General features: G+C 46.2%; 16 protein-coding genes. 15 read left to right on the top strand and 1 reads right to left on the bottom strand.

Going from position 1 to position 23,305, the window contains the following annotated elements:
- Window positions 1–190: 190 nt before the first annotated feature.
- From gcvH to BM358_RS19725, 15 genes are all read left to right on the top strand, one after another.
- Window positions 191–589 (top strand): glycine cleavage system protein GcvH, encoded by a 399-nt coding sequence (gcvH, locus tag BM358_RS19795; RefSeq protein ID WP_023989876.1) that lies wholly within the window; start codon window positions 191–193, stop codon window positions 587–589.
- Between the two features lie 377 nt (window positions 590–966).
- On the top strand, window positions 967–2,445 hold the full coding sequence (locus tag BM358_RS19790) for a PTS mannitol transporter subunit IIBC (protein WP_028542456.1): 1,479 nt from the start codon (window positions 967–969) through the stop codon (window positions 2,443–2,445).
- Between the two features lie 81 nt (window positions 2,446–2,526).
- On the top strand, window positions 2,527–4,605 hold the full coding sequence (locus tag BM358_RS19785; protein ID WP_028542457.1) for a BglG family transcription antiterminator: 2,079 nt from the start codon (window positions 2,527–2,529) through the stop codon (window positions 4,603–4,605).
- Complete coding sequence (locus BM358_RS19780; RefSeq protein WP_028542458.1) at window positions 4,602–5,036, top strand: PTS mannitol transporter subunit IIA; 435 nt, start codon at window positions 4,602–4,604, stop codon at window positions 5,034–5,036. Before BM358_RS19785 ends, BM358_RS19780 begins: the two co-directional genes overlap by 4 nt.
- Window positions 5,033–6,178 (top strand): mannitol-1-phosphate 5-dehydrogenase, encoded by a 1,146-nt coding sequence (locus BM358_RS19775; protein WP_028542459.1) that lies wholly within the window; start codon window positions 5,033–5,035, stop codon window positions 6,176–6,178. The genes BM358_RS19780 and BM358_RS19775 overlap by 4 nt, the downstream gene beginning before the upstream one ends.
- 214 nt (window positions 6,179–6,392) lie before the next feature.
- Entirely contained in the window at window positions 6,393–8,546 is a 2,154-nt protein-coding gene (locus BM358_RS19770; RefSeq protein WP_028542460.1) for a DUF454 family protein, read from the top strand.
- On the top strand, window positions 8,539–10,194 hold the full coding sequence (locus BM358_RS19765) for an amino acid ABC transporter ATP-binding/permease protein (RefSeq protein WP_028542461.1): 1,656 nt from the start codon (window positions 8,539–8,541) through the stop codon (window positions 10,192–10,194). The genes BM358_RS19770 and BM358_RS19765 overlap by 8 nt, the downstream gene beginning before the upstream one ends.
- Before the next feature lie 303 nt (window positions 10,195–10,497).
- Window positions 10,498–13,032 (top strand): type I pullulanase, encoded by a 2,535-nt coding sequence (gene pulA, locus BM358_RS19760; protein ID WP_028542462.1) that lies wholly within the window; start codon window positions 10,498–10,500, stop codon window positions 13,030–13,032.
- A 231-nt stretch (window positions 13,033–13,263) separates the two neighbouring features.
- Window positions 13,264–13,905, top strand: coding sequence for a 50S ribosomal protein L25 (locus BM358_RS19755; protein ID WP_028542463.1), 642 nt, complete (start codon window positions 13,264–13,266; stop codon window positions 13,903–13,905).
- A 285-nt stretch (window positions 13,906–14,190) separates the two neighbouring features.
- Window positions 14,191–15,687 carry a methyl-accepting chemotaxis protein gene (locus BM358_RS19750; protein ID WP_028542464.1) on the top strand — a complete coding sequence of 499 codons (1,497 nt, stop codon included), beginning with the start codon at window positions 14,191–14,193 and terminating at the stop codon, window positions 15,685–15,687.
- 186 nt (window positions 15,688–15,873) lie between these two features.
- Window positions 15,874–16,104: a hypothetical protein gene (locus BM358_RS19745; RefSeq protein WP_028542465.1), complete on the top strand. Its 231-nt coding sequence runs from the start codon at window positions 15,874–15,876 to the stop codon at window positions 16,102–16,104.
- Between the two features lie 62 nt (window positions 16,105–16,166).
- Window positions 16,167–17,828 (top strand): sensor histidine kinase, encoded by a 1,662-nt coding sequence (locus BM358_RS19740; protein ID WP_028542466.1) that lies wholly within the window; start codon window positions 16,167–16,169, stop codon window positions 17,826–17,828.
- Window positions 17,825–18,589 (top strand): LytR/AlgR family response regulator transcription factor, encoded by a 765-nt coding sequence (locus tag BM358_RS19735; RefSeq protein WP_023989864.1) that lies wholly within the window; start codon window positions 17,825–17,827, stop codon window positions 18,587–18,589. The genes BM358_RS19740 and BM358_RS19735 overlap by 4 nt, the downstream gene beginning before the upstream one ends.
- A gap of 190 nt (window positions 18,590–18,779) precedes the next feature.
- Window positions 18,780–20,033, top strand: coding sequence for an L-lactate MFS transporter (locus tag BM358_RS19730; protein WP_023989863.1), 1,254 nt, complete (start codon window positions 18,780–18,782; stop codon window positions 20,031–20,033).
- A 177-nt stretch (window positions 20,034–20,210) separates the two neighbouring features.
- A complete protein-coding gene (locus BM358_RS19725) occupies window positions 20,211–21,122 on the top strand; it encodes a serine/threonine protein kinase (protein WP_028542467.1) in 912 nt (303 codons plus the stop codon).
- Between the two features lie 43 nt (window positions 21,123–21,165).
- Here BM358_RS19725 and BM358_RS19720 read toward each other — a convergent pair whose 3' ends face one another.
- Window positions 21,166–23,253, bottom strand: a complete 2,088-nt coding sequence (locus BM358_RS19720) for a vWA domain-containing protein (RefSeq protein ID WP_028542468.1) — start codon at window positions 23,251–23,253, stop codon at window positions 21,166–21,168.
- Window positions 23,254–23,305: the final 52 nt, after the last annotated feature.

Below are 23,305 nucleotides of genomic sequence, written 5' to 3'. Positions count from 1 at the left end.
TTTAATATATAAATAAGGATATGTAAGCGTTTGTTATAAGTTATAATTTTTTATATAGTACGCTATATGAGGTGATATGAAGTATTTTTGTTAGTATTATTGACATGAGTGTTCTTGTTGTCATAATCTTAACCTGTCTAATACAGGTGAGCAAAAGCGATTTTATTCATATGGAAGTGAGGGGAACAGAATGGGTGAAGTAAAGCAGCAACTTTGGTATACAGACGAACATGAGTGGGTTCAGCGGACAGAGAATGGAACGGTACGAATTGGTATTACAGACTTTGCACAGCATCAACTGGGTGATATTGTTTTTGTAGAATTACCTGAGGCGGGAGCAACGATTGAGCAGGGAGCGGAGATCGGTACGATTGAATCGGTGAAGACAGTATCCGACCTTTTTGCTCCGGTGACGGGAACCATACTAAAAGTGAATGAAACGCTGGAAAGTACACCTGAGCTAGTGAATGAATCTCCCTATGAAAAAGGTTGGATGATCGAAGTAGAGATGGATAAAGATGTGGAGGAAGCCTTGGGCAAGCTACTGTCTGCGGATCAGTATGAGCAGTTGATTTCCGATGAGCAATAATGGAGCATTGTAGTATGGAGTAAGAGGGTTATTTGTCTGCTCGATTTTTGTATAAAATAGTCGCTATGATTTGACGTAGCGGCTATTTTTTTGTCTTTTTGCAAACGTAATTACGTGTTTTATTCTGATTTAGAGGGTTGTCCCCATATAAGAATCATACATAATCCAGCACGGTTTTTCGACTAATTTCTATAGCTACAGGTCATATTAAGAAGAATTATGCAGGTATAATACCTTCCCGGATAATTTAAATTTAAATGTTGTCATCAACGTTCATGACGAAAGTACGTTTTCATTTCGTTGATGAAGATAGCGCTGTCATTTAGTATGAATTTTAAGAAAAGGTAGTGATGCTTACCTACAAGGAGGATTTGAATATGAGTACATTGGACGCAAAGCCAAGTTCAAAAGGAGGCACTCGTGTCGCCGTACAGCGTTTTGGCCGTTTTCTTAGCGGTATGGTTATGCCCAATATGGGAGCATTTATTGCGTGGGGGCTGATTACGGCACTCTTTATTCCGACCGGATGGTTCCCGAATGAAGGTTTTGCACAATTGGTTGACCCGATGAAAAATTATTTATTGCCGTTACTGATCGGTTATACAGGGGGCACGATGATTCACGGACAGCGTGGAGGTGTGATTGGTGCCATTATGACGATGGGTGTCATAGTGGGAGCCGATATCCCGATGTTCCTGGGCGCGATGGTAGCTGGTCCGCTGGCTGCGTGGATATTGAAGAAGTTCGACAAGGCCATTGAAGGCAAAGTCAGATCAGGCTTTGAAATGCTGGTCAATAACTTTTCGGCCGGAATTATCGGTGCCATTCTAGCGCTGCTTGCCCATGTGGCGATTGGCCCGATTGTACAAATGATCAGTCAAGTGTTGTCGGCAGGGGTACAGTTCCTCGTGAACGCAGGGCTATTGCCGCTTGTCAACCTCATTATTGAGCCCGGAAAAGTATTATTTTTAAACAACGCGCTGAATCACGGAGTATTGAGTCCGATTGCGTTAGAGGAAGCTGCAAGAACAGGAAAATCCGTACTGTTTATGCTGGAATCCAACCCTGGGCCGGGGCTCGGTATTTTGCTAGCCTACTGCCTGTTCGGCAAAGGCTCTGCGAAGTCATCGGCTCCTGGAGCGGTCATCATTCATTTTTTCGGCGGGATTCATGAAATTTATTTCCCTTATATTTTGATGAAGCCGATTTTGATTCTTGCTGCTATAGCTGGGGGCGTTGTGGGAACCTTCTGTTTTATGTTGACAGGTGCCGGACTGGTTGCTGCTCCTTCACCGGGCAGCATCATCGCCTATTTTCTAATGACGCCAAAAGGCGGATATTTGCCAATGCTGAGCGGGGTGATCGCTGCTGCGGTCGTATCCTTTGCTGTTGCCGCAGTGTTACTCAAGACTAGTAAGCAAAAAGAAGAGGGGCTGGAGGAAGCTGCATCCCGCCTGAAAGATATGAAAAATCAAAGCAAGAGTGCAAGTGCTAACGCCACTGTAATGGAAGATAATCACGAATCTGAACGTGCTGCTGAGATTGCCGCAGCTCGAACGCTCAAGGATAAATCCGAAGTGAACAAGATCGTCTTTTCCTGTGATGCAGGTATGGGCTCAAGCGCTATGGGCGCCTCGATTTTACGCAAAAAAATGAAGCAGGCGGGTGTAGGCGTAACAGTTACGAATACGGCAATCAGTGAAATTCCACAGGATGCGGATATTGTCATTACGCAAAAAACGTTGACAGACCGGGCTAAAACAGTAGCTCCGAAAGCTGAGCACATTTCCATTGACAATTTTCTGAAGAGTCCTGAATACGAAGCGCTGGTTGAACGTCTGAAATCCGATTCTTAATCCCCATCGAAGTCAGGCGGACTGTATGCAATGTACGTCTCCTGCTGGAGGGATGAGCTTGGGAAGGAACGGTATGCGCTTATGAATATTACGAAACGACAACGTGACATCGTGGAATATCTTCTGGAGCAGTCCAAAGAGGTTACAGCCGGAGAAATTGCCACGAAGATCAATGTCAGCACAAGGACGGTTCATCGGGAACTGGGCGCAGTCGAGCATTGGCTGGCAGCTCATGAGGTGAAGCTGGAGAAAAAGTCAGGGATCGGTATCTGTATAGATGCTGATCCAGCTCAGCTTGTATGCCTGCGAAAACAATTGCTGCATACGAAGTCAGACGAATATTCGGCTGAGGAGAGAAAGATCGTGGTTCTCTGCATGCTGCTGGATACACGGGAGCCGATCAAGCTGTTGGCACTGGCTTCAGATCTGAAAGTCGCGGTAACTACGGTCAGTCATGATCTAGACGAATTGCAAGACTGGATTGAGGAACGTGGACTCATGCTTGTGCGCAGACGGGGGTACGGGGTCGAGATTACAGGACGGGAGACAGACAAAAGACGGGCGATTTCCGAGCTGGCTCTCGAATATTTGGATGAATCCGATCTGTTTTCAGCCCGGGAAGAACTTCGTTCTGTAACCCGTGTCGCCGACAAGTTGCTGGAGATGATTGGCAGAGATAACCTGCTGATTGTGGAAAAGGCCCTCTGGCAGCCCCATGAAAAATGGTTGGAAAACATGGTGGAAAGCAAATACATGGAGCTGCTGATTCAAATTTGCGTTTCGCTGGTACGTCTGCGACTCGGGTATGTTATAGATCCTCTTCTCTCGTATTTAAAAACAGATTCAGATGAAAATATCATGCTTCGCACAGCTATGGTGGAACGCATATGCACGGAGTTGTCAGAGGCGCTGGATATTGAATTTCCAGAGCCGGAACGATCTTATCTCAGGCTGCTATTTCGTGATGCCGAGGATCACTCTACCCGACTACTGCCGTTGGATGATCTCGTACTGTTGGAGTCGGTTCATGAGTTGATTCGTCGTGTGGAGGAAGAGACAGGCACGCCATTGGAAGAGGACCGTGTTCTGCGTGAAGGACTGATTGCCCATATGGCCCCGGTGTTCAAACGTTTGAAGGAAGGCAGGTCGATTCGTAACCCCCTCCTTCAGCAAATCCGCAAGGATTACAGCAGCTTATTCGACTCAGTGAAAAAGGCTGCGGCGGACATGACAGAAATGAAAGTACCAGATGAAGAGATCGGATTTCTCGTCATGCATTTTGGCGCTTCGCTGGAGCGGCTACGACAATTGCGGCGGGAGGTGCGGGCCATCGTAGTCTGCACGAGCGGTATTGGATCATCCAGACTTTTGGCAACAAGGCTCGCCAAAGAGCTCCCACAGATCAAAATTGTGGATAGGGCTTCATGGTACGAGGCGGCGCGGATTCCCAAGGAGGATTATGATCTGATCATTTCGACAGTAGAGCTACCGCTTGAACCGGATCGGTATCTTAAGATCAGCCCGTTGCTGACGCAGGAGGAGAGTGATCGCCTGCGTCAATTCATCCAGCATATTACACTCAATCATCCCAATGACCATCAGCAGGAACAGGCTGTTCAGCCTGGTCAGGATATAGAGTGGCTTACCGGTCTGCGGAAAAGTCTTGAGGAAATTGTACACATTGTACAGCAATTTCAAGTGTATCCGCTGGAAAATCAGGGGATGGATATGGCGGCGACCGTAGAGGCTATATGCATGTTGGAGGCGGGGCGGGGGAATGTGACAGAGCCTTCTGCGGTTGCTGCACAGCTCATGGAAAGAGAGCGCCAAGGTAGTCAGGTGATCTCTGATACCTCCATTGCTTTAGTTCATACGCGCAGCCACTATATTCGCAAGCCTTCGCTTACCTTGTATAAGCTGGCAGAGCCGCTGTTGGCGGATACAGGCGAACAGGTAGAATGCGTGCTGCTCATGTTGGGACCTCGTGAGCTGCCGAGAGAAAGCTTGGAGGTATTGAGCGAGATTAGTGCATTACTCTTGCAGGAAGACATGGTTACGCTACTGGAACACGGTAGCAGGGATCATATTGTCAATTATATATCGAGTGAGCTAGCTGAATTTTTCCACAGTAAATTAGGGACAGGGAGGAACCTACCGTGAGTATTATGACGATAGACAAAGTAAAAATGAACGCAACCGCCAAAGACAAATATGAGGCGATTCGTATGGCTGGACAAATCCTGCTGGATGCAGGACATATTTCAAGTGAGTACATTGACAAGATGCTGGAACGCGAGGAGATCGTGTCCACCTATATCGGGAACGGGTTGGCTATTCCACATGGCACCAAGGAATCCAAGATGCTTATTCAATCCACAGGCATCTCCATCGTTCAGTTTCCACAAGGCATAGATTTTGGGGAAGAAAAAGCATACATGGTAATCGGCATTGCAGCACAAGGCGGCGATCATATGGAGATTTTGACGAGTATCGCTGTGGTGTGTGCGGAGGAAGAAAATATGGATAAACTTCGCAACGCGGTGACCCCACAGGAAATTATAGATCTGTTCGAAAGTGAGATGGAGCTATGAGAGCCGTCCACTTTGGAGCAGGAAATATTGGTCGCGGCTTTATCGGATTGATTCTGTCGCGTGCAGGCTATGAGGTTGTCTTTTCAGATGTCAACGACACCCTTGTATCCGAGTTACGTCGTCGTAAACAATACACCGTAGAGCTAGCCAATGATACAAAGGATACGGAGCTGGTCACGAATGTAACGGCGATTGACGGCAGAGATGCATCCGCTGTAGCGGATGCGGTAGACCATGCTGATCTGGTAACGACCGCGGTAGGGGTTAGCATCCTCAGGCATATTGCAGCAGGTATTGCCGAGGGAATAGCGCGGCGGGTGGAGCGAGGGGCAGGCCCGCTGCATGTGATTGCTTGCGAAAATGCAATCGGAGGCAGCGCCCAACTGAAAGAGCATGTTTTTGCGCTACTGGATGAGGCGACTCGTGCCAAGGCAGAGGCTTCGGTATATTTCCCCAATGCTGCTGTAGACCGGATTGTGCCGATCCAACACCACGAGGACCCGTTACATGTGCAGGTAGAGCCTTTTTACGAGTGGGTGGTGGATCGTTCACAAATGGCACCTGAGCATGAAGAAATCGAAGGCATCCTGTACGTGCAGGATCTAGAGCCTTACATTGAACGAAAGCTGTTCACGGTGAATACGGGGCATTGCGTGGCAGCCTATCTTGGTTATACCGCAGGTTATGCTACCATCCAGGAGGCCATGAAGGATAGCAAGGTGGTGGATTCGATACAAGGGTCACTGGAGGAGACAGGAGCAGTGCTTGTGAAGCGCTTCGGTTTGGATCAAGGGGAGCATAAGAAGTACATCTCTAAAATTTTGGATCGCTTCCGCAACCCTAATCTGACAGACGATGTTACTCGGGTCGGACGTTCACCGTTGCGCAAGCTGTCTCCCAATGACCGTCTTGTACGTCCCGCGCTGCAAGCGCAGGAGTATGGCATCCCGACGGATCATCTGGCGTTAGGAATGGCTGCTGCCTGTAAATTTGATATTACGGAGGACCCCGAGGCAGTCGAGCTTCAGCAGGTGATCCGCATTGAAGGACTGGGTGTGGCGCTGACGCGTTATACTTCCATAACCGCAGATCACCCGTTACATCGGCAGATATTGGAGCAATATGATATTATAAATTCATAAAACAACGAATTATCAACATCTATTCTCGGAAATCCTCTTGAAGACAAAGCATCGACATCAACACTAACGTGTTCTGTAGAGATGTGCTTCAAGAGGATTTTTATATGCGTGATTTACATCACATAACAACCTGCTTAAATTGTTTATATTGATAATGATTATCATTATCTATAAAATGAAATCATTACTATTATAACTATTAGGGAGGATTATAGTGAAACCGATCTATATTACCTTAGGGTTTTTATTTTTGGCGCTTGGAGTTATTGGTGTAGTGCTACCGTTGCTACCGACTACACCGTTTCTGCTGCTAGCGACCTTTTTCTTTATGCGGGGGTCCGAAAGGATTCACCAGTGGTTTTCGAATACCGCTCTGTACCAAAAGCATCTAGAGAGTTTTGTTCAAACAAGGTCGTTGAAGCTGTCTACGAAAATCACCACATTGGGCTTAGCGTCAGCGATGCTGATTACAGGCTTTATTTTCACCCCTAATGTGTGGGGCAGAACGCTCATCGTCTTGGTCATCCTTTTTAAATATTATTACTTTATATTCCGAATCGGAACAGTGAGAAACGCTGCAGCAGAAATAACGCCTTCATCTTCACTTGCCCCTACTCCGAAAAAAAGGTCTAAAATGGTCGACAGCCGTCTGCTCGGTCTAGTGGAACATTCTCGGAAATATATCGTCTTGGGTGTGCTTGTGCAGTGGATCGGTCTTTTGGGGAGTATAGCCGCTGTGTTGTCTATGGCCTTTGTTATGCAGCAGGCATGGGAAGGACAAGTGACTCGCAAGCTGATTCTATCTATGACGGTCATTGTTATTACTGCTATTGCAGTTCGCTGTCTGAGCAATTATGCAGCCAGTATGTTATCCTATCGTGCTTCGGTAAATGCTAAAAAAACGCTGCGCTCGCAAATTTACGGCAAGTTGCTCAAAATGGGACCCGCATATACAGATCATACCTCCACCTCGGGGGTTATACAGGTTGCTGTAGAAGGGGTAGAGCAGCTTGAAACCTATTTCGGTAGATACATGCCTCAGCTATTTTACAGTCTGCTTGCCCCCGTAACGTTATTCATCACCCTCTCTTTTGTCAGCTTCAAAGCAGCCATTATACTGTTGATCTGCGTTCCCTTAATTCCAGTGTCGATCATTGTCATTATGAGGATGGCTAAAAAGCTTTTTCGGAAATATTGGGGCAGTTACGTCAATCTGGGCCACAGCTTTTTGGAGAATGTACAAGGTCTGACTACGCTCAAAATGTACGGAACAGACCAGGATAAACATCAGGAAATGAACACAGCAGCGGAGGATTTTCGCAAAATGACGATGAAAGTGCTGACTATGCAGCTTAACTCCGTGGCCATTATGGATCTTATCGCATTTGGTGGTGCCGCTGCGGGTGTACTGGTCGCGGTAAGCGAATATTCTTCAGGCCATATTGGCTTGGCGGGAGCAATCATCATTGTTTTGCTGTCGGCAGAATTTTTCATTCCTCTGCGTCTGCTGGGTTCTTACTTTCATATCGCTATGAACGGAATGGCAGCAAGCGACAAAATATTTCAAATGTTGAGTACTGAGGATCTTATACAAGGACAAGAAAGCATAGAAAACACAGATATTCGACTGGAACAGGTGAGTTTCGCCTACGACGAAAGAGATACCTTACGAAATATATCCATGGATATTCCCCAGGGCAGCTTTGTTTCAATTGTTGGGGAATCAGGCTCTGGTAAAAGTACGGTAGCCGGATTGATCGTTGGGCATCACGAGGGGTATCGAGGAAGTCTGACGATTGGAGGAAAAGAGCTTACCGATATTTCAGAAGGAAGCCGCATGCGTCACATGACCTGGATCGGTTTTAACAGCTATATTTTTAAAGGCACAGTGGAAGCAAATTTAAAAATGGGCAATGAGCACGCGGATGAGCAACAAATGCTGGAAGCTTTGCGACAAGTGAAGCTGTATGATTTTATCCTTTCAGAAGGAGGACTGGAAGCAGAACTGGAGGAGCAAGGGGCAAATCTGTCAGGAGGACAGCGCCAACGGCTAGCACTAGCCAGAGCATTGCTGCATGATAGTCGTGTGTACATTTTTGACGAGGCCACCTCTAACATTGACAGTGAAAGTGAGGAAGGCATTATGGAGGTTATACATGCGCTGGCAGGTCAAAAAACAGTGATTCTTATCTCTCACAGACTGGAAAATGTAGTTCAATCCGACTGTATCTATGTGCTGCAAAACGGTTTGGTGGCAGAATCGGGAACGCATCATGAGCTGTTGAGCCAGCAGGGACATTATGCGGAGATGTATCTCAGTCAACACCGGGTAGAGCAGTTTGTAAAAGGAGGGGCTGTATATGCGTAGACATGGATTACGGATCATGGGCCAATTATTGGTATTGGCGGGACCTCTTTTACCTGTGCTACTCATCACGATTGTTACAGGAGTGCTTGGTTTTGTTTGTGCTATTGGCATTATAGTGTTTGGAGCCCTAGCTCTGCTTACAGCAACGGGCATCACGACAGGCTACACCATGTCGTTTTTGCTGACGGCGATCGTGGTTTGTGCCGTACTACGCGGCGTATTTCGTTATGGCGAGCAAATGAGTGGTCATTATCTCGCTTTCAAGCTGCTGGCTGTACTGCGTGATAAGGTACTTCAAGCCCTGCGCAGACTCGCTCCAGCCAAATTGGAAGGCAAGGACAAGGGGAATCTGATTTCACTCATTACGAGTGATATTGAGCTACTGGAAGTATTTTATGCGCATACGATAGCGCCTGTTATGATCGGCATCATCACTTCACTACTCATGGTGTTTTTTATCGGTTCTTATGAGCCTCTATTAGGCTGGCTTGCTGCGCTTGCTTACCTAACTGTCGGTTTATTTATTCCTTTACTCACGTCACGTATGGGCAAACGTCAGGGGATGGAATACCGAAGTAGCTTTGGCAAGCTGAGCAGTTATTTTTTGGACAGCTTACGGGGTATGAAGGAAATTGTGCAATATGGGCAAGGAGAACAACGTTTGAATGAGATTAACCGTCGTACGGATCAATTGGATGCCAAGCAGAAGGACTTGAAGCATCATGAAGGTATCACAAGAGCCATCACAGATGCGGCTGTAGTTGGATTCTCATTCTTGATGCTGCTGGCTGGATTGTACGGTATGTCTAATGGTCACGTTGACTTTACAGGTATGCTAATTTCTGTCATTGCCCTGTTTAGTTCATTTGGTCCTGTCGTCGCACTGAGCAATTTGTCCAACAATTTGCTTCAAACGCTGGCTAGCGGGGAACGAGTGTTGAGTCTATTGGAGGAAACCCCGGAGGTAGAGGAAAATATCGAAGGGATGAGTGTTGCCTTTACTGGGGCACAAGTAGACAAGGTGACTTTTGCATACGATGGTCAAACGGTGCTGAATGATGTAAGTCTCACGATACCGCATAAGCGGATTTTAGGCATTCAGGGTAAAAGCGGCTCTGGCAAGTCTACGCTGCTAAAGTTGCTGATGCGATTTAGGGACCCGCAGCAAGGTGGAATTTTGCTATCCGGGCACGATTTGAAGGAAATTGGAACCCGACATTTGAGAGGCTTACAGAGCTATGTAGACCAGCATACGTTCCTGTTTGATGATTCAATTGCAGCTAATATCAAAATCGGAAAGCCTGATGCAACGCATGAGCAGGTTGTGGAAGCAGCACGTAAGGCATCAGTGCACGATTTTATTATGACCTTGCCTCAAGGGTATGACAGCCGAGTTGGAGAATTGGGGGACAGGCTGTCCGGTGGAGAACGCCAACGCTTGGGGTTGGCGAGAGCCTTTGTCCATAATGCGCCTCTCTTACTGCTCGACGAGCCTACCAGCAATTTGGACAGCCTGAACGAGGCGATTATTTTAAAATCGTTAAAGGAACAGCAGCAAGATAAAACGGTTGTCCTTGTTTCGCACCGAAGTTCTACCATGCGGATTGCAGACGATATTTTTGAAATGGATAACCGTAGATTGTCCTGACTTTTCTAACGTGTTTTTTAACGTACTTATTTAGCGATAAGTGATGAAATCTAGGAAATTATTGTTATGCTTGAGGGCAAAAGCTGTAGCCTGTTCATGGTTTTGTCATAAAATGGAGTGTGCGTTGAAATGGAAGCGTCATCCTTATTTAAATCATCCAGCTTTTCAAGCTTGTCTTATTTTGATAGCCTATTAGGTGAAGATTTTACAAAATCCTGAGGTATATTGACAAGTCATAAACATCATAAATGATGGATGAACAGAGGCTGTATGCCGATGTACAGAAATGGGTGGTGAACAGGAATGTCAGATTTCAATCAGCTCAAAGAGCTTGAGCACACAACATATCCCATATATGAAGGCTATGATTTGGGTCTTACTTATACGCCTGTGGGCAGCAAGTTCAAGGTATGGGCACCGACTGCGCAGCAGGTCCATATAGCGTTGTATAACGATGCGGGGGTGTACGATCAGGAGGGGAACGTTCAGGAGCACAGCGGTGGTCAGGAATTTCTCATGAGCCGTGATGATCAAGGTGTATGGTCTATAGAGCTGGAAGGGAACTGGAACAAATATTATTACATGTACAGGCTGGAGTGGGCGGACAACACCATTCATTATGCTGCCGATCCATATGCCACAGGGGTATCAGCCAACGGGCAGCGTACAGCGATCATTGATTTGGCTCAAACCAACCCGGACGGATGGGAATTGGATGTGGGGCCTACACTTAAGCGGCCGACAGATGCCATTCTCTATGAGCTTCATGTACGTGATTTTTCGATGGATACCCATTTTAATACGGGGAAAAAAGACTTATTTGCTGCTCAGGGACGGTTTGAGGCCTTTACGTATACGGGATTGAAGGATACTGAGGGGAACAGCATCGGGCTGGATCATCTGCTGGAGCTGGGCATTACACATGTTCATTTGCTTCCAGTAGCTGATTTTCATACGGTAAATGACTTTGCGGAATTAGATACTGAATATAACTGGGGTTATGATCCGCAGCATTATAATGTGCCGGAGGGGTCTTATTCTTCCAATCCGGCTGATCCGGAGACACGCATACGAGAGCTGAAACTGCTGGTACAGTCTTTGCATACTGCCGGCATCGGTGTCATTATGGACGTTGTGTACAACCATACTTATTCGGTGGAACAGGGGCCATTTGAGCCTGTTGTACCTGGATATTATTACCGTACAGATGAACAAGGGCAGCTCACCAATGGATCAGGGGTAGGTAATGAGGTGGCAACCGAACGTCCGATGGTGCGCAAGTATATCAAGGATTCACTACGCTATTGGGCAGAGGAATATCATATAGACGGCTTTCGATTTGATCTGATGGGTCTGATTGATACCCCAACCGTGGTGCAGCTTACGCAAGAACTTCGCTCTGAAGTGCGTTCGGATCTGCTTATCTATGGTGAGCCTTGGACGGGAGGAGAATCTCCGCAACCCTTGCTTACGCTAAAAGGAACGCAACGGGACAAAGGCTTTGCTGTTTTTAACGACAACTACCGTTCTGCTATTAAGGGGGATAGCGACGGTACTGGGAGCGGGTTTGCCACAGGTGCAGAACATCAGGAGGAACAGGTGCTTAAAGGTGCTTTTGGGGCTATTCATGATTTCACAGCTCAGCCATCGGAGACCGTCAATTATGTAACTGCCCACGATAATCTCAATCTGTGGGATAAAATTTTGACGGTAAGACATTTGCGGGAGCATTGTCGTTTTCCACAATGGGAGCAGGGGAAGCCACAGGATGGGAGGACACCTGAACAAGCTGTTGCCGAAGCAGACCCGTATTGGGAACTGGATGAAAATAACTTGCTAGAGGACGAAACCGTACGCAAGTCCCTGTTAGCTAACGGCATGGTACTCACATCTCAAGGTATTCCTTTTATTCATGCAGGGGATGAACTGCTGCGCTCCAAATGTGGAGACCATAATAGCTACCGAAGCTCAGATGTGGTGAATGCCATCCGTTGGGATAACAAGGCGAGGTTTCGCCCAGTGTTTGATTACTACCAAGGCTTAATTGCTTTGCGACGCAGCCACCCGGCATTCCGAATGGATCATCGTGAGCTGGTGGAGCAGCACATGGAAGTGCTGCAAAGCAGTGGGCATGTGGTGGCTTTTGCTTTGAGGCACCATGCTAACGGTGATGCCTGGAATCATATTGTGGTGATTTATAACGGCTCAGATGCAGAGCAGACGATAGCATTGCCTGCGGAATCGGATCGTTGGCATGTGGTCGTGGACGCACACGGGGCTGGTAATGAGACACGGTATGAAGTCGTAGGCCATCGTGTAACCGTATCACGCTGGTCGATGATGGTGTTATATGATCAGGAAGAACCTGCACGAGTCTCATTTGTGACTGAACAAGATCAGGCTAATCGTCAGGCGGAGAACGAATTGGAAGACTCGGATGAAGGGACAGATCAAGAAATTGCAGGTACAGCCATAGCGTTGACAGATGTCCAGCTTGGAAAAGATAGTGAAGTCGCCCCATTTCGCACGATTGAACTGATCTACGAGCGTGCGGATCGGCAATACACTGGCTGGAACGTATGGGTATGGGGAACGGGGCACCGCGACGGACATGTCGAATTCCGTGATTTGGATGATGGTCGTGCAGTAGCGCGTATTCAGGTGGCCCCTGATATACAGCGAATCGGCTACATTGTCCGGCTTAATCACTGGGATGCTAAGGATGTGGAGGCAGATCGATATATTGATATAGACCCGAACCAGTCTGTGATGCAGGTATTGATTCATAGTGGCAGAGAAGAATATTTGCTACTGGTAAATGATAATCGGGCCGGATAGACTTGTATGCTTGGTCGCTATATACACGCAAGTAGCATTTTTCGATCATTTCGAGAAATGCTATTTTTTTATGCAAACGTGTGTCAGTTTCAGAAAAAAGGGGTAAAATAGAATTATGGACTTGTTTAGTTTTGCCAGCTTGCTGGCTTATATCCTGTAGTACGACTGGTAAACAGGCAAGATTCTTGGAGGAAAATCATTTGTAAGGTAACCTGAAGGAGGTTGTATATCATGAGTTCTAATGGAGGAAGTATTCAACTGACCGCCCAGCCGAGAACAGAGAAGAAGGGTTCGGCTATTCGTGAATTGAGGTTAAAAGGACGGATTCCAGCTGTGGTTTACGGCTCTGAGCTTGAAGGAACCCCTGTACATGTCGATGCCAAGGAATTTAATAAAGTAGTCAGAACCGGACGTTCAGAGGTGTTCAACCTCACTGTAGAGGGTGGAGAAACCATTCCAGTTATTATTAAAGATTATCAACAGCGTGACAACCAATGGTTGCATGCCGATTTTTTGAAAATTGCCAAAAACAAACCGCTTCGCGTGCGTGTTTCTATTGATTATCAGGGTACACCTGTAGGTACAAAAACAGGCGGTATTCTGCAAGTTCAGGAAACGGAAGTAGAAGTCGAAGGTCTTCCGGCTGATTTACCATCTACCATTGAGGTGGATGTATCCGCACTGGATGTTGGCGACAAGCTGAGCGCTAGCGACTTGAAACTCCCTAAAGGAGTAACACTGCACGTCCCTGAAGAAGAACTGCTTGCTTCTATTATCGTTCCGCGTGCAGTTGAAGTGGAAAATGCTGCTGTGGAAGGTGATGCAGCGGCAACCGAAGGCGCTAAAGAGGCTTCCGAAAACAAGGAATCCTAATGTTGTCAGTTGGTATATGAACCTTTTCCAATTGCGAAGTCATCAAAAATGAATTCAAAATCGCTCCCTGTCTGGGGGCGATTTTTTGCATTCATTCATTTATTTACGATTACATACTCTTTCCCTTTAAAATTGTTCTGTTGTAATTTGGAAATTAAAGGGAATGTGGAGTGTTTGTACGATTTTCATTCACTACGTGTTCTGATATGACGATATATAAAGTATGGCATTTACATTTTTATTTTATAAATACCTAATATATATCTAAGGAGCGCGTACACAATCATGGACAGAACGAGTGAATTGTTGTGGCAAAGAAACAAATTGGTGATCATTATTTTTTGGATTATGGCCTTGAGCGGCATCGTCCCGGCATTATCTAATCCCTCGATGTGGGTATCTAATGGTGTAGGATTTGTCGTCGCGGCAGTTTTAACGATTCTGAATATGAAAAAGAAAGGAATCCGCCTTATTCCGTGGATTACTACGTTTTTTAGCGTATTAATGTGTATATTTTTGAACTTATCTAGCGTCGAGGTAGTGACCACCATATTAATTTGCTCTTTGTTTTTGCTGTATCCGTCTTACCGATATTTTCTGGTAGCTATGACCTTAAATCTCTGTAATATTTTTGTGCAAATAACAATCGGTACGCCCCCAGTTCCCCCAGCTACCGGTTCTTTGCGCTATGTGCATGAGTTTATTATTGTTTTACTCATTGGTTTGCTACTGTTAGTGGTATCGGTATTAAATCAAAAGCAGTTTAAGAAAAGTGAAGAGCAAAATAAAGATATCGATGCTACAAGGCAACGAATTGAATTTCTGTTTGAGCAAGTTAAACAAGCAGTGGCTGGATTGCATAACTTTACAGAACGATTCAGGAATCAAGTGGATGCTACGGGCAGCGTGACGAATGAAGTCGCTATCGGGTTTCAGGAGGTTGCCAAAGGGGTAGAAATGCAAGCTTCGAATATCACCGAGGTTACGGATAACTTGGCCCAATCTGACCGGCACGTGCGAGAGGTAGCTGATCATTCCCGAGAACTGAAGCAGCTTTCCGAAGATACGAAAAATGCCGGGGACAGAGGGAGCAGTCAACTGCTGGCATTAACGTCTCAAATCAAGGATTTGGGTCAGGTCATGAGTCGTACCAAAGAAGAACTGGATGAGTTTAAAGTACAAAGTGATAGCATGTCTGCCATGCTTAAAGATATTACTCAAATCTCAAAACAAACTAATTTGCTGTCCTTGAATGCATCCATTGAGGCCGCCAGAGCGGGAGAACATGGAAAAGGATTTGCCATCGTGGCTGGAGAAGTGCGTAATTTGGCTGAAATGGTAGGGAACAGCTCGGTGGCGATGGAAGGTATCTTGACTCAACTGAGAACTCAGATGGATTCTGTCGTAAGTCAATTTGACATGGGACAGCAAAGGCTACAGCAAAGTATGGAATCGGCACATTCGACCGAAATTGTACTGGAGGATATCCTGCAAAATGCCAATAAAGTGCTGCAGCAGGCCGTAGATGTGGAAAACAGTACGAATAGCATGCAGCAATACTCATCTCAGGTTGTTCAAGAAATGACGGAATTTTCAAGTGTAACGGAACAAGCGAGTGCAGCGTCAGAACAAATTTTGGCTGGAGTAGAGGAGCAACGAAATATAACCTCCAATATGGTGACCGGGTTTAGTGAGCTGGAGGCGTTGATTATCCAATTAAAAGAACTGGTACATGATCAGAAGGAGGACAACATTCCTACCGAAATCAGCAAAAGCAAATAACCGAAATGCTTCATTATCGGACTAGAGATCCGGGGATTATCGCTATCTAGCGGTACTCTCCGGTTTTTTACTGTGTTTGAAGAAGGGAAATGAAGATGGGATTTCTAGAAGCTATAATTAGATGGAAGTTGATGGTATAATTTGTGGCAGTTTAAATGCTTTGTAACTAAGGGGGGATAAATTCTTATGGAGCTTAAATATTTGTTGATCGGCGTGTTGAGCCTATTGGGTAGCGGAGTGATATATACGATGGAGCGCTTTATATCCGTCATTCAATGGGCTGCGAATTCCGTCCCTGTTAAATTGAATAGTTCGGGCATGTTTATGCCGAAACCTGACATGCCGAGTTTTGTTGATAATATATTTGTTATTATTTTATTTGTATGTGGCTTGATGATACTTGGGTATGGTGTGTAGAACGACGTACACGATAACACAACCTATGTAGGCATATCCGTTTTTATTTGGGAGGAACGCAGGTGAACGCCTTGTTGGAAATGCTGATGCAGCTATTTGAGCGCGCAGCGTTGTTACTGATTTGTTTATTTTTTATTACACGTATCCCGCGGTTTAAGGAAACCTTGCAAAAGAACAGCCATTCTCCGGCAGAGCTGGCCATATTAACATTGATCTTTTGTATGTTTGCGCTGTTCGGCACCTACACCGGGATTGAAGTCGAAGGTTCGCTTGTTAACGTTCGAATCATTGCAATTATGGCAGGCGGTATTTTGTTCGGACCATGGGTTGGGATCGTTACAGGTATTGTATCAGGTATCCATCGTTATCTAATTGATATCGGGGGAGTGACCTCGATTCCGTGTCTGATTACGAGTATTTTGGCAGGTGTGGTGTCAGGATACATCGGCCGCCGGGTCAACCGTTCCAAGAGATGGCTAGTCGGTATCGCCGCAGGTATGGTCTGCGAAGCATTAACGATGCTGCTCATTCTGGTAATGGCACAACCCCATAACCTTGGAGTGGACATCGTTTCTAAAATTGGTCTACCGATGATTATCGGAGAAGTCAGTATCGGTTTAATCGTTCTGTTGATCCAGAGTGTGGAGGGGGAAAAGGAGAATATCGCGGCCAGACAGGCCAAGCTGGCGCTAGATATTGCCAATAAGACGTTGCCTTATTTTCGCTCCATTAATGCGGAATCCTTGCATACCATTTGTTCGATCATAAAAGAAGATATCAAGGCAGACGCGGTGGCGATTACGGATACCAGAGATGTGCTGGCCTATGTCGGTTTTGGCGAAGAGCGTTATCACATCGGAGATGAGATCATTAGCGATGTGACTAAAACGACGATCCGCAGCGGTAAAATCACGATCCGCAACCATATTGCAGACGATAAAACACCCCAAATCCAGTCTCTGCTCATTATCCCGTTAGAGGAGCGCGGAGAAGTAACCGGCACGTTGAAGATTTATTATCGCAAAGCTTATAAAATCACGTATCCGTTGCAGACGATGGCAATTGGCTTGTCTCAAATCATTTCCACGTTAATGGAAGTGTCGCGTGTGGAGCAAATTAAGGAAGCGGCGAATAAAGCCGAGCTAAAGGCGCTCCAAACGAAAATTAATCCTCATTTTCTGTTTAACGCGCTGAATGCCATTGCCTCTACGACACGCACCAAGCCGGATAAGGCACGAGAGCTGATCATTAATTTATCGGGCTATCTGCGCTATAATTTGGAGCTGAATGATGATTTGATCGAAATTCATAAGGAGCTTCAGCAGGTGTCTGATTACGTGGAAATTGAAAAAGCACGCTTCGGCAACCGACTTCAGGTAGAGTATGTAATGGATGAGGTGTCTGTGCGTATTCCAAGTCTTATTATCCAGCCCCTGGTTGAGAATGCGATTAATCACGGAATTCTCAAGAAAAAGGGGACAGGTACAGTAACTATTTCTGTAAAGGATCGTGGAGAAATGGTGCGTATTTCTGTAGCAGATACCGGGGTAGGTATACGGGATGATGTTGTGGATAACCTGTATCATGATCGGGTTCCGGCTAAACAGATCGGCTTGTACAATGTGCACAGACGACTCAAGCTTATGTACGGCGAAGGAGTTATTATTCTGAAGCATGAACCGGGCACCGAAGTCTATTTTGACATACCAAAGGAGAAGTCATGAAGGCCATAATTGTAGAAGACGAGCTTCCGGCGCGTGAAGAGCTGGAGTATCTTATTCAGACTCATAGCAACATTGAGGTGACCGATAGTTTCGAGGATGGGCTAGATGTTTTTCGGTTTCTGCAAGATCAGGAGACGGACGCGATCTTTCTGGACATTAACATTCCTTCATTGGACGGGATGCTGCTGGCACAGAACATTAGCAAATTTGCCAAAAAGCCCTATATTATTTTTACGACCGCCTATAAAGAACATGCGGCGCAGGCTTTTGAACTGGAGGCGTTCGACTACATCCTCAAACCATATGATGAAAAACGGATCGCATCTATGCTACGCAAGCTGGAAAATGCTTATGAGCAGCAGAACGTTCCAATACAGGAGCCTGTCCAGACTGCACAATCCCGAGCTGCTGAAGCCAGTACTGTTGCTGCGCCAGGTCGTATTAATTTGTTGAAAAATGACAAAATCATTGTGACGGATGCGAACGATATTTACTATGCGTGTGCGCAGGAAAAGGTGACCCGTGTCTTTACAAGGCACGAAGAATATACGATGCCGATGAGCATTTCGGAATTTCATGCCCGGCTGCCGCAGCAGGACTTTTTCCGCTGTCACCGTTCATACACGGTGAATCTATCGCAGATCCGTGAAATTGTACCTTGGTTCAACCATACGTATCTCCTGCGTTTGCGTGGACTAGAAGCAGAGATTCCGGTGAGCCGTAGTAAAGCCAAGGAATTTCGGCAAATTATGCGACTTTAAAGGCATTTCATTCCGCTATATGTGCATTTCATTCCTCAAACGATTTCTGGCTAACATGCAGGGTTATAATAATCGATGTAGAGAGAATCCTTACAGACTTGCTCCTCCACAGGCGCAAAGCGTACTGGATTCCCGGTTATCATGATAACAAACTGACGCTGTAGAGCCGGAATGAAAAGAGGAGATTTATATGAAAACAAACAGCGGAAATCGTTGGCTTGTCGTGCTTGGAACGATAATTGTCCAGATGGGATTAGGAACCATTTACACATGGAGTTTATTTAATCAACCGTTGGTGGACCGCTTTGGCTGGAATCTCAGTTCGGTTGCCATTACATTTTCAATTACCAGTTTTGCACTGGCGTTTGCTACATTATTCGCAGGCAAACTACAGGATAAATGGGGACTACGTCGTTTGATTTTGTGTGCAGGTGTCGTGTTAGGAGCAGGGCTCATGCTCAGTTCGCAGGTAACATCGCTGTCCCTGCTTTACATTTTGGCGGGTATTGTCGTAGGTTTTGCGGATGGAACGGCATATATTACATCACTGTCGAATCTGATTAAATGGTTTCCTGAGAAAAAAGGACTTATTTCCGGTATTTCGGTTGGGGCATATGGAACAGGCAGTCTTATATTCAAGTATATTAATGGTTCGTTGATTCAGTCCGTTGGCGTATCACAAGCGTTTTTATATTGGGGAATGATCGTGCTGATCATGATTGTGGGTGGTTCTTTCCTGGTAAGAGAAGCTGTAGTCGTGAACAAGCCTTCGGTACAAAATGGGGTTGTACAGCGGGACTACACCGTTAAAGAAATGCTGCGCACCAAGCAGGCATACCTGCTGTTCGTAATGTTCTTTACCGCTTGTATGAGTGGTCTCTACCTGATTGGAGTAGTCAAGGATATCGGCGTACGGATGGCCGGTCTAGATGTAGCAACAGCCGCTAATGCGGTCGCTATGGTCGCCATTTTTAACACGGCGGGTCGGATCATTTTAGGTGCGCTATCGGATAAAGTAGGTCGTCTGAAAGTAGTAGCGGGTGCTCTATTAACAACGGCGGTCGCAGTTACAGTGCTGAGTCTGGTACCGCTGAATTATGGTTTGTTCTTTGCCTGTGTAGCAGGAATTGCTTTTTGCTTCGGCGGCAACATTACAGTCTTTCCTGCCATCGTAGCTGATTTCTTCGGTCTGAAAAATCAAAGCAAAAACTATGGTATTGTGTATCAAGGCTTTGGCCTCGGTGCGCTGGCGGGGTCATTTATTGCAGCCTTGCTCGGTGGATTCATCCCGACCTTTACCACGATTGCTGTGCTGTGTGTCGTATCGTTCCTAATTGCCCTCACCATTCGCACTCCAGAACAAGGCAAAGGCAAACTGCGCAGTGAACGGAAGAAAAATACGAACAGTGTGCGCAGCATGAAGCCCGGAACGAAACTGGGTTAAACGATTTGAGAAAAAAGAACCAGATGAATGCCAAAAGACCTGTCATCATTTCTCTAAGGGAGATTATGGCAGGTTATTTGTTTTTCCAATAATCTATTTTACGGTATAATAAAAAGATGTGTAATAAGCCGATATATACAAAAGACATAAGCTAAGAACCTGACAGGAGGACGAGTCATGATCGTGGATACAAGCGGGAATCTGCTTGCCCGCAATACGAAGCTGCGAAATACATATCAAATTCGAAGCGCCTTGTCCCGCAGTGAGCTGGCCATCGTGTATACGGCAAGGCTGTTGGATAACCGAGAAAAGGTCATTGTGAAGGAATTTTTTCCGAATGCACTGGCTTTGCGGGGGATGGATCGAAAAACGGTCACTTGCGGTGCTTCTATGCAATCCAAATACGTGGAGTTTATGCATTATTTTTTGCGTGAAGGGCAAATGTTGAAGGAGTTAAGTCATCCGGGAATTGTCGGTTATATAGATCACTTTGAGGAAAATGGAACTGCCTATCTGGTCATGGAATACTGTGCAGGCAAGACACTGGATCGAATGATGAAAGAAGAGGCTGTGCCAACGTATGATCCCACTTTTTTGTACCATACGCTGCTACCTTTAATTGATGCCATGGAGTACATTCATGACAAAGGAATTATTCATCGGGATATTAAGCCGGGTAACATTATGATTGGGGAAAATGGCAAGATCAAGCTGATTGATTTTGGTTCGGCTGTGCATTTTGAAGGTAAAGAGCATCCGATCTTCACCACGGCGGGCTATTCTCCGCTGGAATTTTACTCTAATCGTTCGCAGCAGGGGCCTGTATCGGATATCTATAGTTTGGCCGCCACGCTGTATTATTGCCGAAAAGGAACACCTCCGCCAGATGTGCCAGGCCGATTGTTTGCAGATCATTCCGAGCGGATTCAGATTGAAAATGCGGGACTTTCTCTGCTGCCGTATGTCATTCGGCGTGGTCTGGAGGTACAGGCTAACAAGCGTTGCCGCTCACTTCGATGGTTTAAAGCCGCACTACGTGCGGAATATTGGATAAAAAAAGGGAAGCGCCCTACTCTTACGGTTCGTTAATCGTAAGAGACGGTGCTTCTCTTTTTTTACGTTGTGACGGACATTATCCTGTCGGAGCTTGGATATGGTCGGTGTACACTGAAGTATTCGGTTTAATCGCTTTGTATCGCAGCTCGATTTCAGTCACACCATCCTCGAATGTAATGTACAGTTTGTCGCTGTACTCCATGACCGCTTTTTTGTTGCGGGCTAATCTGATCTTTCCATGCTGTAAGGCACAGCGTGTATCATGTTTCACGATTAGGCTCCCTTTTTTTCCTGCGGAAAATAGAATCCGTTCCGCTTCTGGCAACGGTTCGTGAACGTCAAGCGTACGGAACAACTCCTGTAAGCTGACCTTACGACCCGGAAAGGAGGTGAGCGGCCAAGATTTTACCGGAATCTCCTGTCCACTTGCTGTAGCGAGAAAATATCCTTCGATTCTTCCGGCAAACTGTGGCTTCGGCCGCAAGAACCAATACAGAAAAGCGGCTACCACGACACTGATGGCTACCGTCCATTTAATGGCTGTATACCGGGATTGTACGGAAACGGTTAGTGTAGCGCTGCTGGATGCGCCTTCCGGATCGGTAGCGGTAATCTTTAGCTGAGTGTCACCTGTGTGGAGCTCGGATAGCAGCAGATCATTACCGTTAATCTCAGCATGGACCGCATCCCCAGAGGCTTCTGAATCCAGCTTATAGTTCAGCTTGTCATGATTCGGGTCAATGATAAAATCCGATAAACTTCGACGGGAATCGTCGTCTTCTTTTACCAGGCGAATCGTCAGGTCTTTCAAGACTTGTGGCGCTGCATTGGCCGCGTGAACTTTATGTACAGTTCCCTTACGGTACCATTGCGGACTATCCAGGGATAGCTGCCATGTATAATCCCCGGTTTGAGGGAACGCATATTCGGTATGGAAGGCTCCTGACTTATAGGTCATAGGCACCTTTTTGGCTGTGCCCCCCTTTGGAGTAACTATAATATGGGCTTGGAGAGACGTATATACGGCTTCATCCGTAAGCTTTTGACTGTTGGGTAACAGGAGCTGAGCTTGAAACGGTGTGGCTTGACCCTTCAGCAACTGCACAGGCTTGTCGCCATGAGTTGCCGTTGCTTGCTTTCCTCCCATGGTAGCTTCGGCTTCCAGTCGATAGCTGCCAAGTAAATTAATTTTTACCAAATCCCCGCGTATGCCCCGTAGTTTCAACTTCACTTTACCTGCCTGTGGATGCTCGATTTTTAAAATCGCATATCGGCTCGACTTGTACCTGCGGACATTTTCTGAATTGGAATATAGCTGTGTTTCCAGAAGGGGATGCTCCGACAAAAGCACCAGATTGGCTTCCTCCATACTAGAATCAGGTAGAGTTACAGTTAATTCTTGCATCTCGCCAGTGGTCGTAATTGCAGCAATTGGAACGAGCTTGGAGCGAATTTGACTGGCGAAAATACGGTTCAGAATTTCCGGCAGATCCTCGGCACTACTCGTAATAAAAGAAGCTCCACCCGTTTGAGAAGCGATCCGTTCGAGTTCTTGTCGGTTCACTGTGCCATCATGGTTCAGACCAATCGTGTACACCGGATATCCCTTGGTCTGTGCAGATTTGATGACAGAGGACACATCGTTATTGGAGTCACCTTTAGATCGGGAACCAGAGGAGGCACCAAAATCAGTCTCTCCATCTGACAATAGAATCATAAAAGGCTGACGCCCTTGGGATGCTCCTGCCGCTAGTAGCTCCGAGCCTTTGCGCAACCCAAGTCCCAAATCCGTATAACCGGAACGGTTTAGCGTTCTGATATCCTGCTGGATTTGGGATTTTTGCGCTGCCACGGCAATCGAAGTCAGTGGTTTCGAGGCGACCACGTTGTGATTGTAGGCAACGAATCCTACGCGTGTGCGGTCTGCATCACTCAAATCCATAAACATATTGATGACTTCGGCAGCAATGCCCTCAGGATCAGTATCCCTCATGGAATAACTGGTATCCAATACAAAAACGGCATCATAACCCTCGATCGGGACAGCACCCAAAGATGCTGCATTAGCCTGATTTACAGTGCAAATGACCCCATTTAAGCCCATTTGTAAAAATAGTACAAAAGTCATGAAAACAATAATCCCTAGTTTCCTTATTCTGAACATAAGCTCCTCCATCGTCGAGACCAACATGGGGGGATCAACTCTCCTAATCCTT

This window comes from Paenibacillus sp. cl130 (assembly GCF_900116035.1).
GTDB lineage: Bacteria > Bacillota > Bacilli > Paenibacillales > Paenibacillaceae > Paenibacillus > Paenibacillus polymyxa_B.
The sequence above is the reverse complement of the archived record's forward strand: the minus strand, read 5'-3'. Positions and strand labels throughout refer to the sequence as shown.

Excerpts from the sequence above, each read along its gene's own strand:
- BM358_RS19785 (WP_028542457.1), top strand. The coding sequence starts at position 2,527 with ATGAATATTACGAAACGACAACGTGACATCGTGGAATATCTTCTGGAG.
- pulA (WP_028542462.1), top strand. The coding sequence starts at position 10,498 with ATGTCAGATTTCAATCAGCTCAAAGAGCTTGAGCACACAACATATCCC.
- BM358_RS19750 (WP_028542464.1), top strand. The coding sequence starts at position 14,191 with ATGGACAGAACGAGTGAATTGTTGTGGCAAAGAAACAAATTGGTGATC.
- gcvH (WP_023989876.1), top strand. The coding sequence starts at position 191 with ATGGGTGAAGTAAAGCAGCAACTTTGGTATACAGACGAACATGAGTGG.
- BM358_RS19755 (WP_028542463.1), top strand. The coding sequence starts at position 13,264 with ATGAGTTCTAATGGAGGAAGTATTCAACTGACCGCCCAGCCGAGAACA.
- BM358_RS19720 (WP_028542468.1), bottom strand. The coding sequence starts at position 23,253 with ATGTTCAGAATAAGGAAACTAGGGATTATTGTTTTCATGACTTTTGTA.
- BM358_RS19725 (WP_028542467.1), top strand. The coding sequence starts at position 20,211 with ATGATCGTGGATACAAGCGGGAATCTGCTTGCCCGCAATACGAAGCTG.
- BM358_RS19745 (WP_028542465.1), top strand. The coding sequence starts at position 15,874 with ATGGAGCTTAAATATTTGTTGATCGGCGTGTTGAGCCTATTGGGTAGC.
- BM358_RS19730 (WP_023989863.1), top strand. The coding sequence starts at position 18,780 with ATGAAAACAAACAGCGGAAATCGTTGGCTTGTCGTGCTTGGAACGATA.
- BM358_RS19765 (WP_028542461.1), top strand. The coding sequence starts at position 8,539 with ATGCGTAGACATGGATTACGGATCATGGGCCAATTATTGGTATTGGCG.
- BM358_RS19735 (WP_023989864.1), top strand. The coding sequence starts at position 17,825 with ATGAAGGCCATAATTGTAGAAGACGAGCTTCCGGCGCGTGAAGAGCTG.
- BM358_RS19790 (WP_028542456.1), top strand. The coding sequence starts at position 967 with ATGAGTACATTGGACGCAAAGCCAAGTTCAAAAGGAGGCACTCGTGTC.
- BM358_RS19775 (WP_028542459.1), top strand. The coding sequence starts at position 5,033 with ATGAGAGCCGTCCACTTTGGAGCAGGAAATATTGGTCGCGGCTTTATC.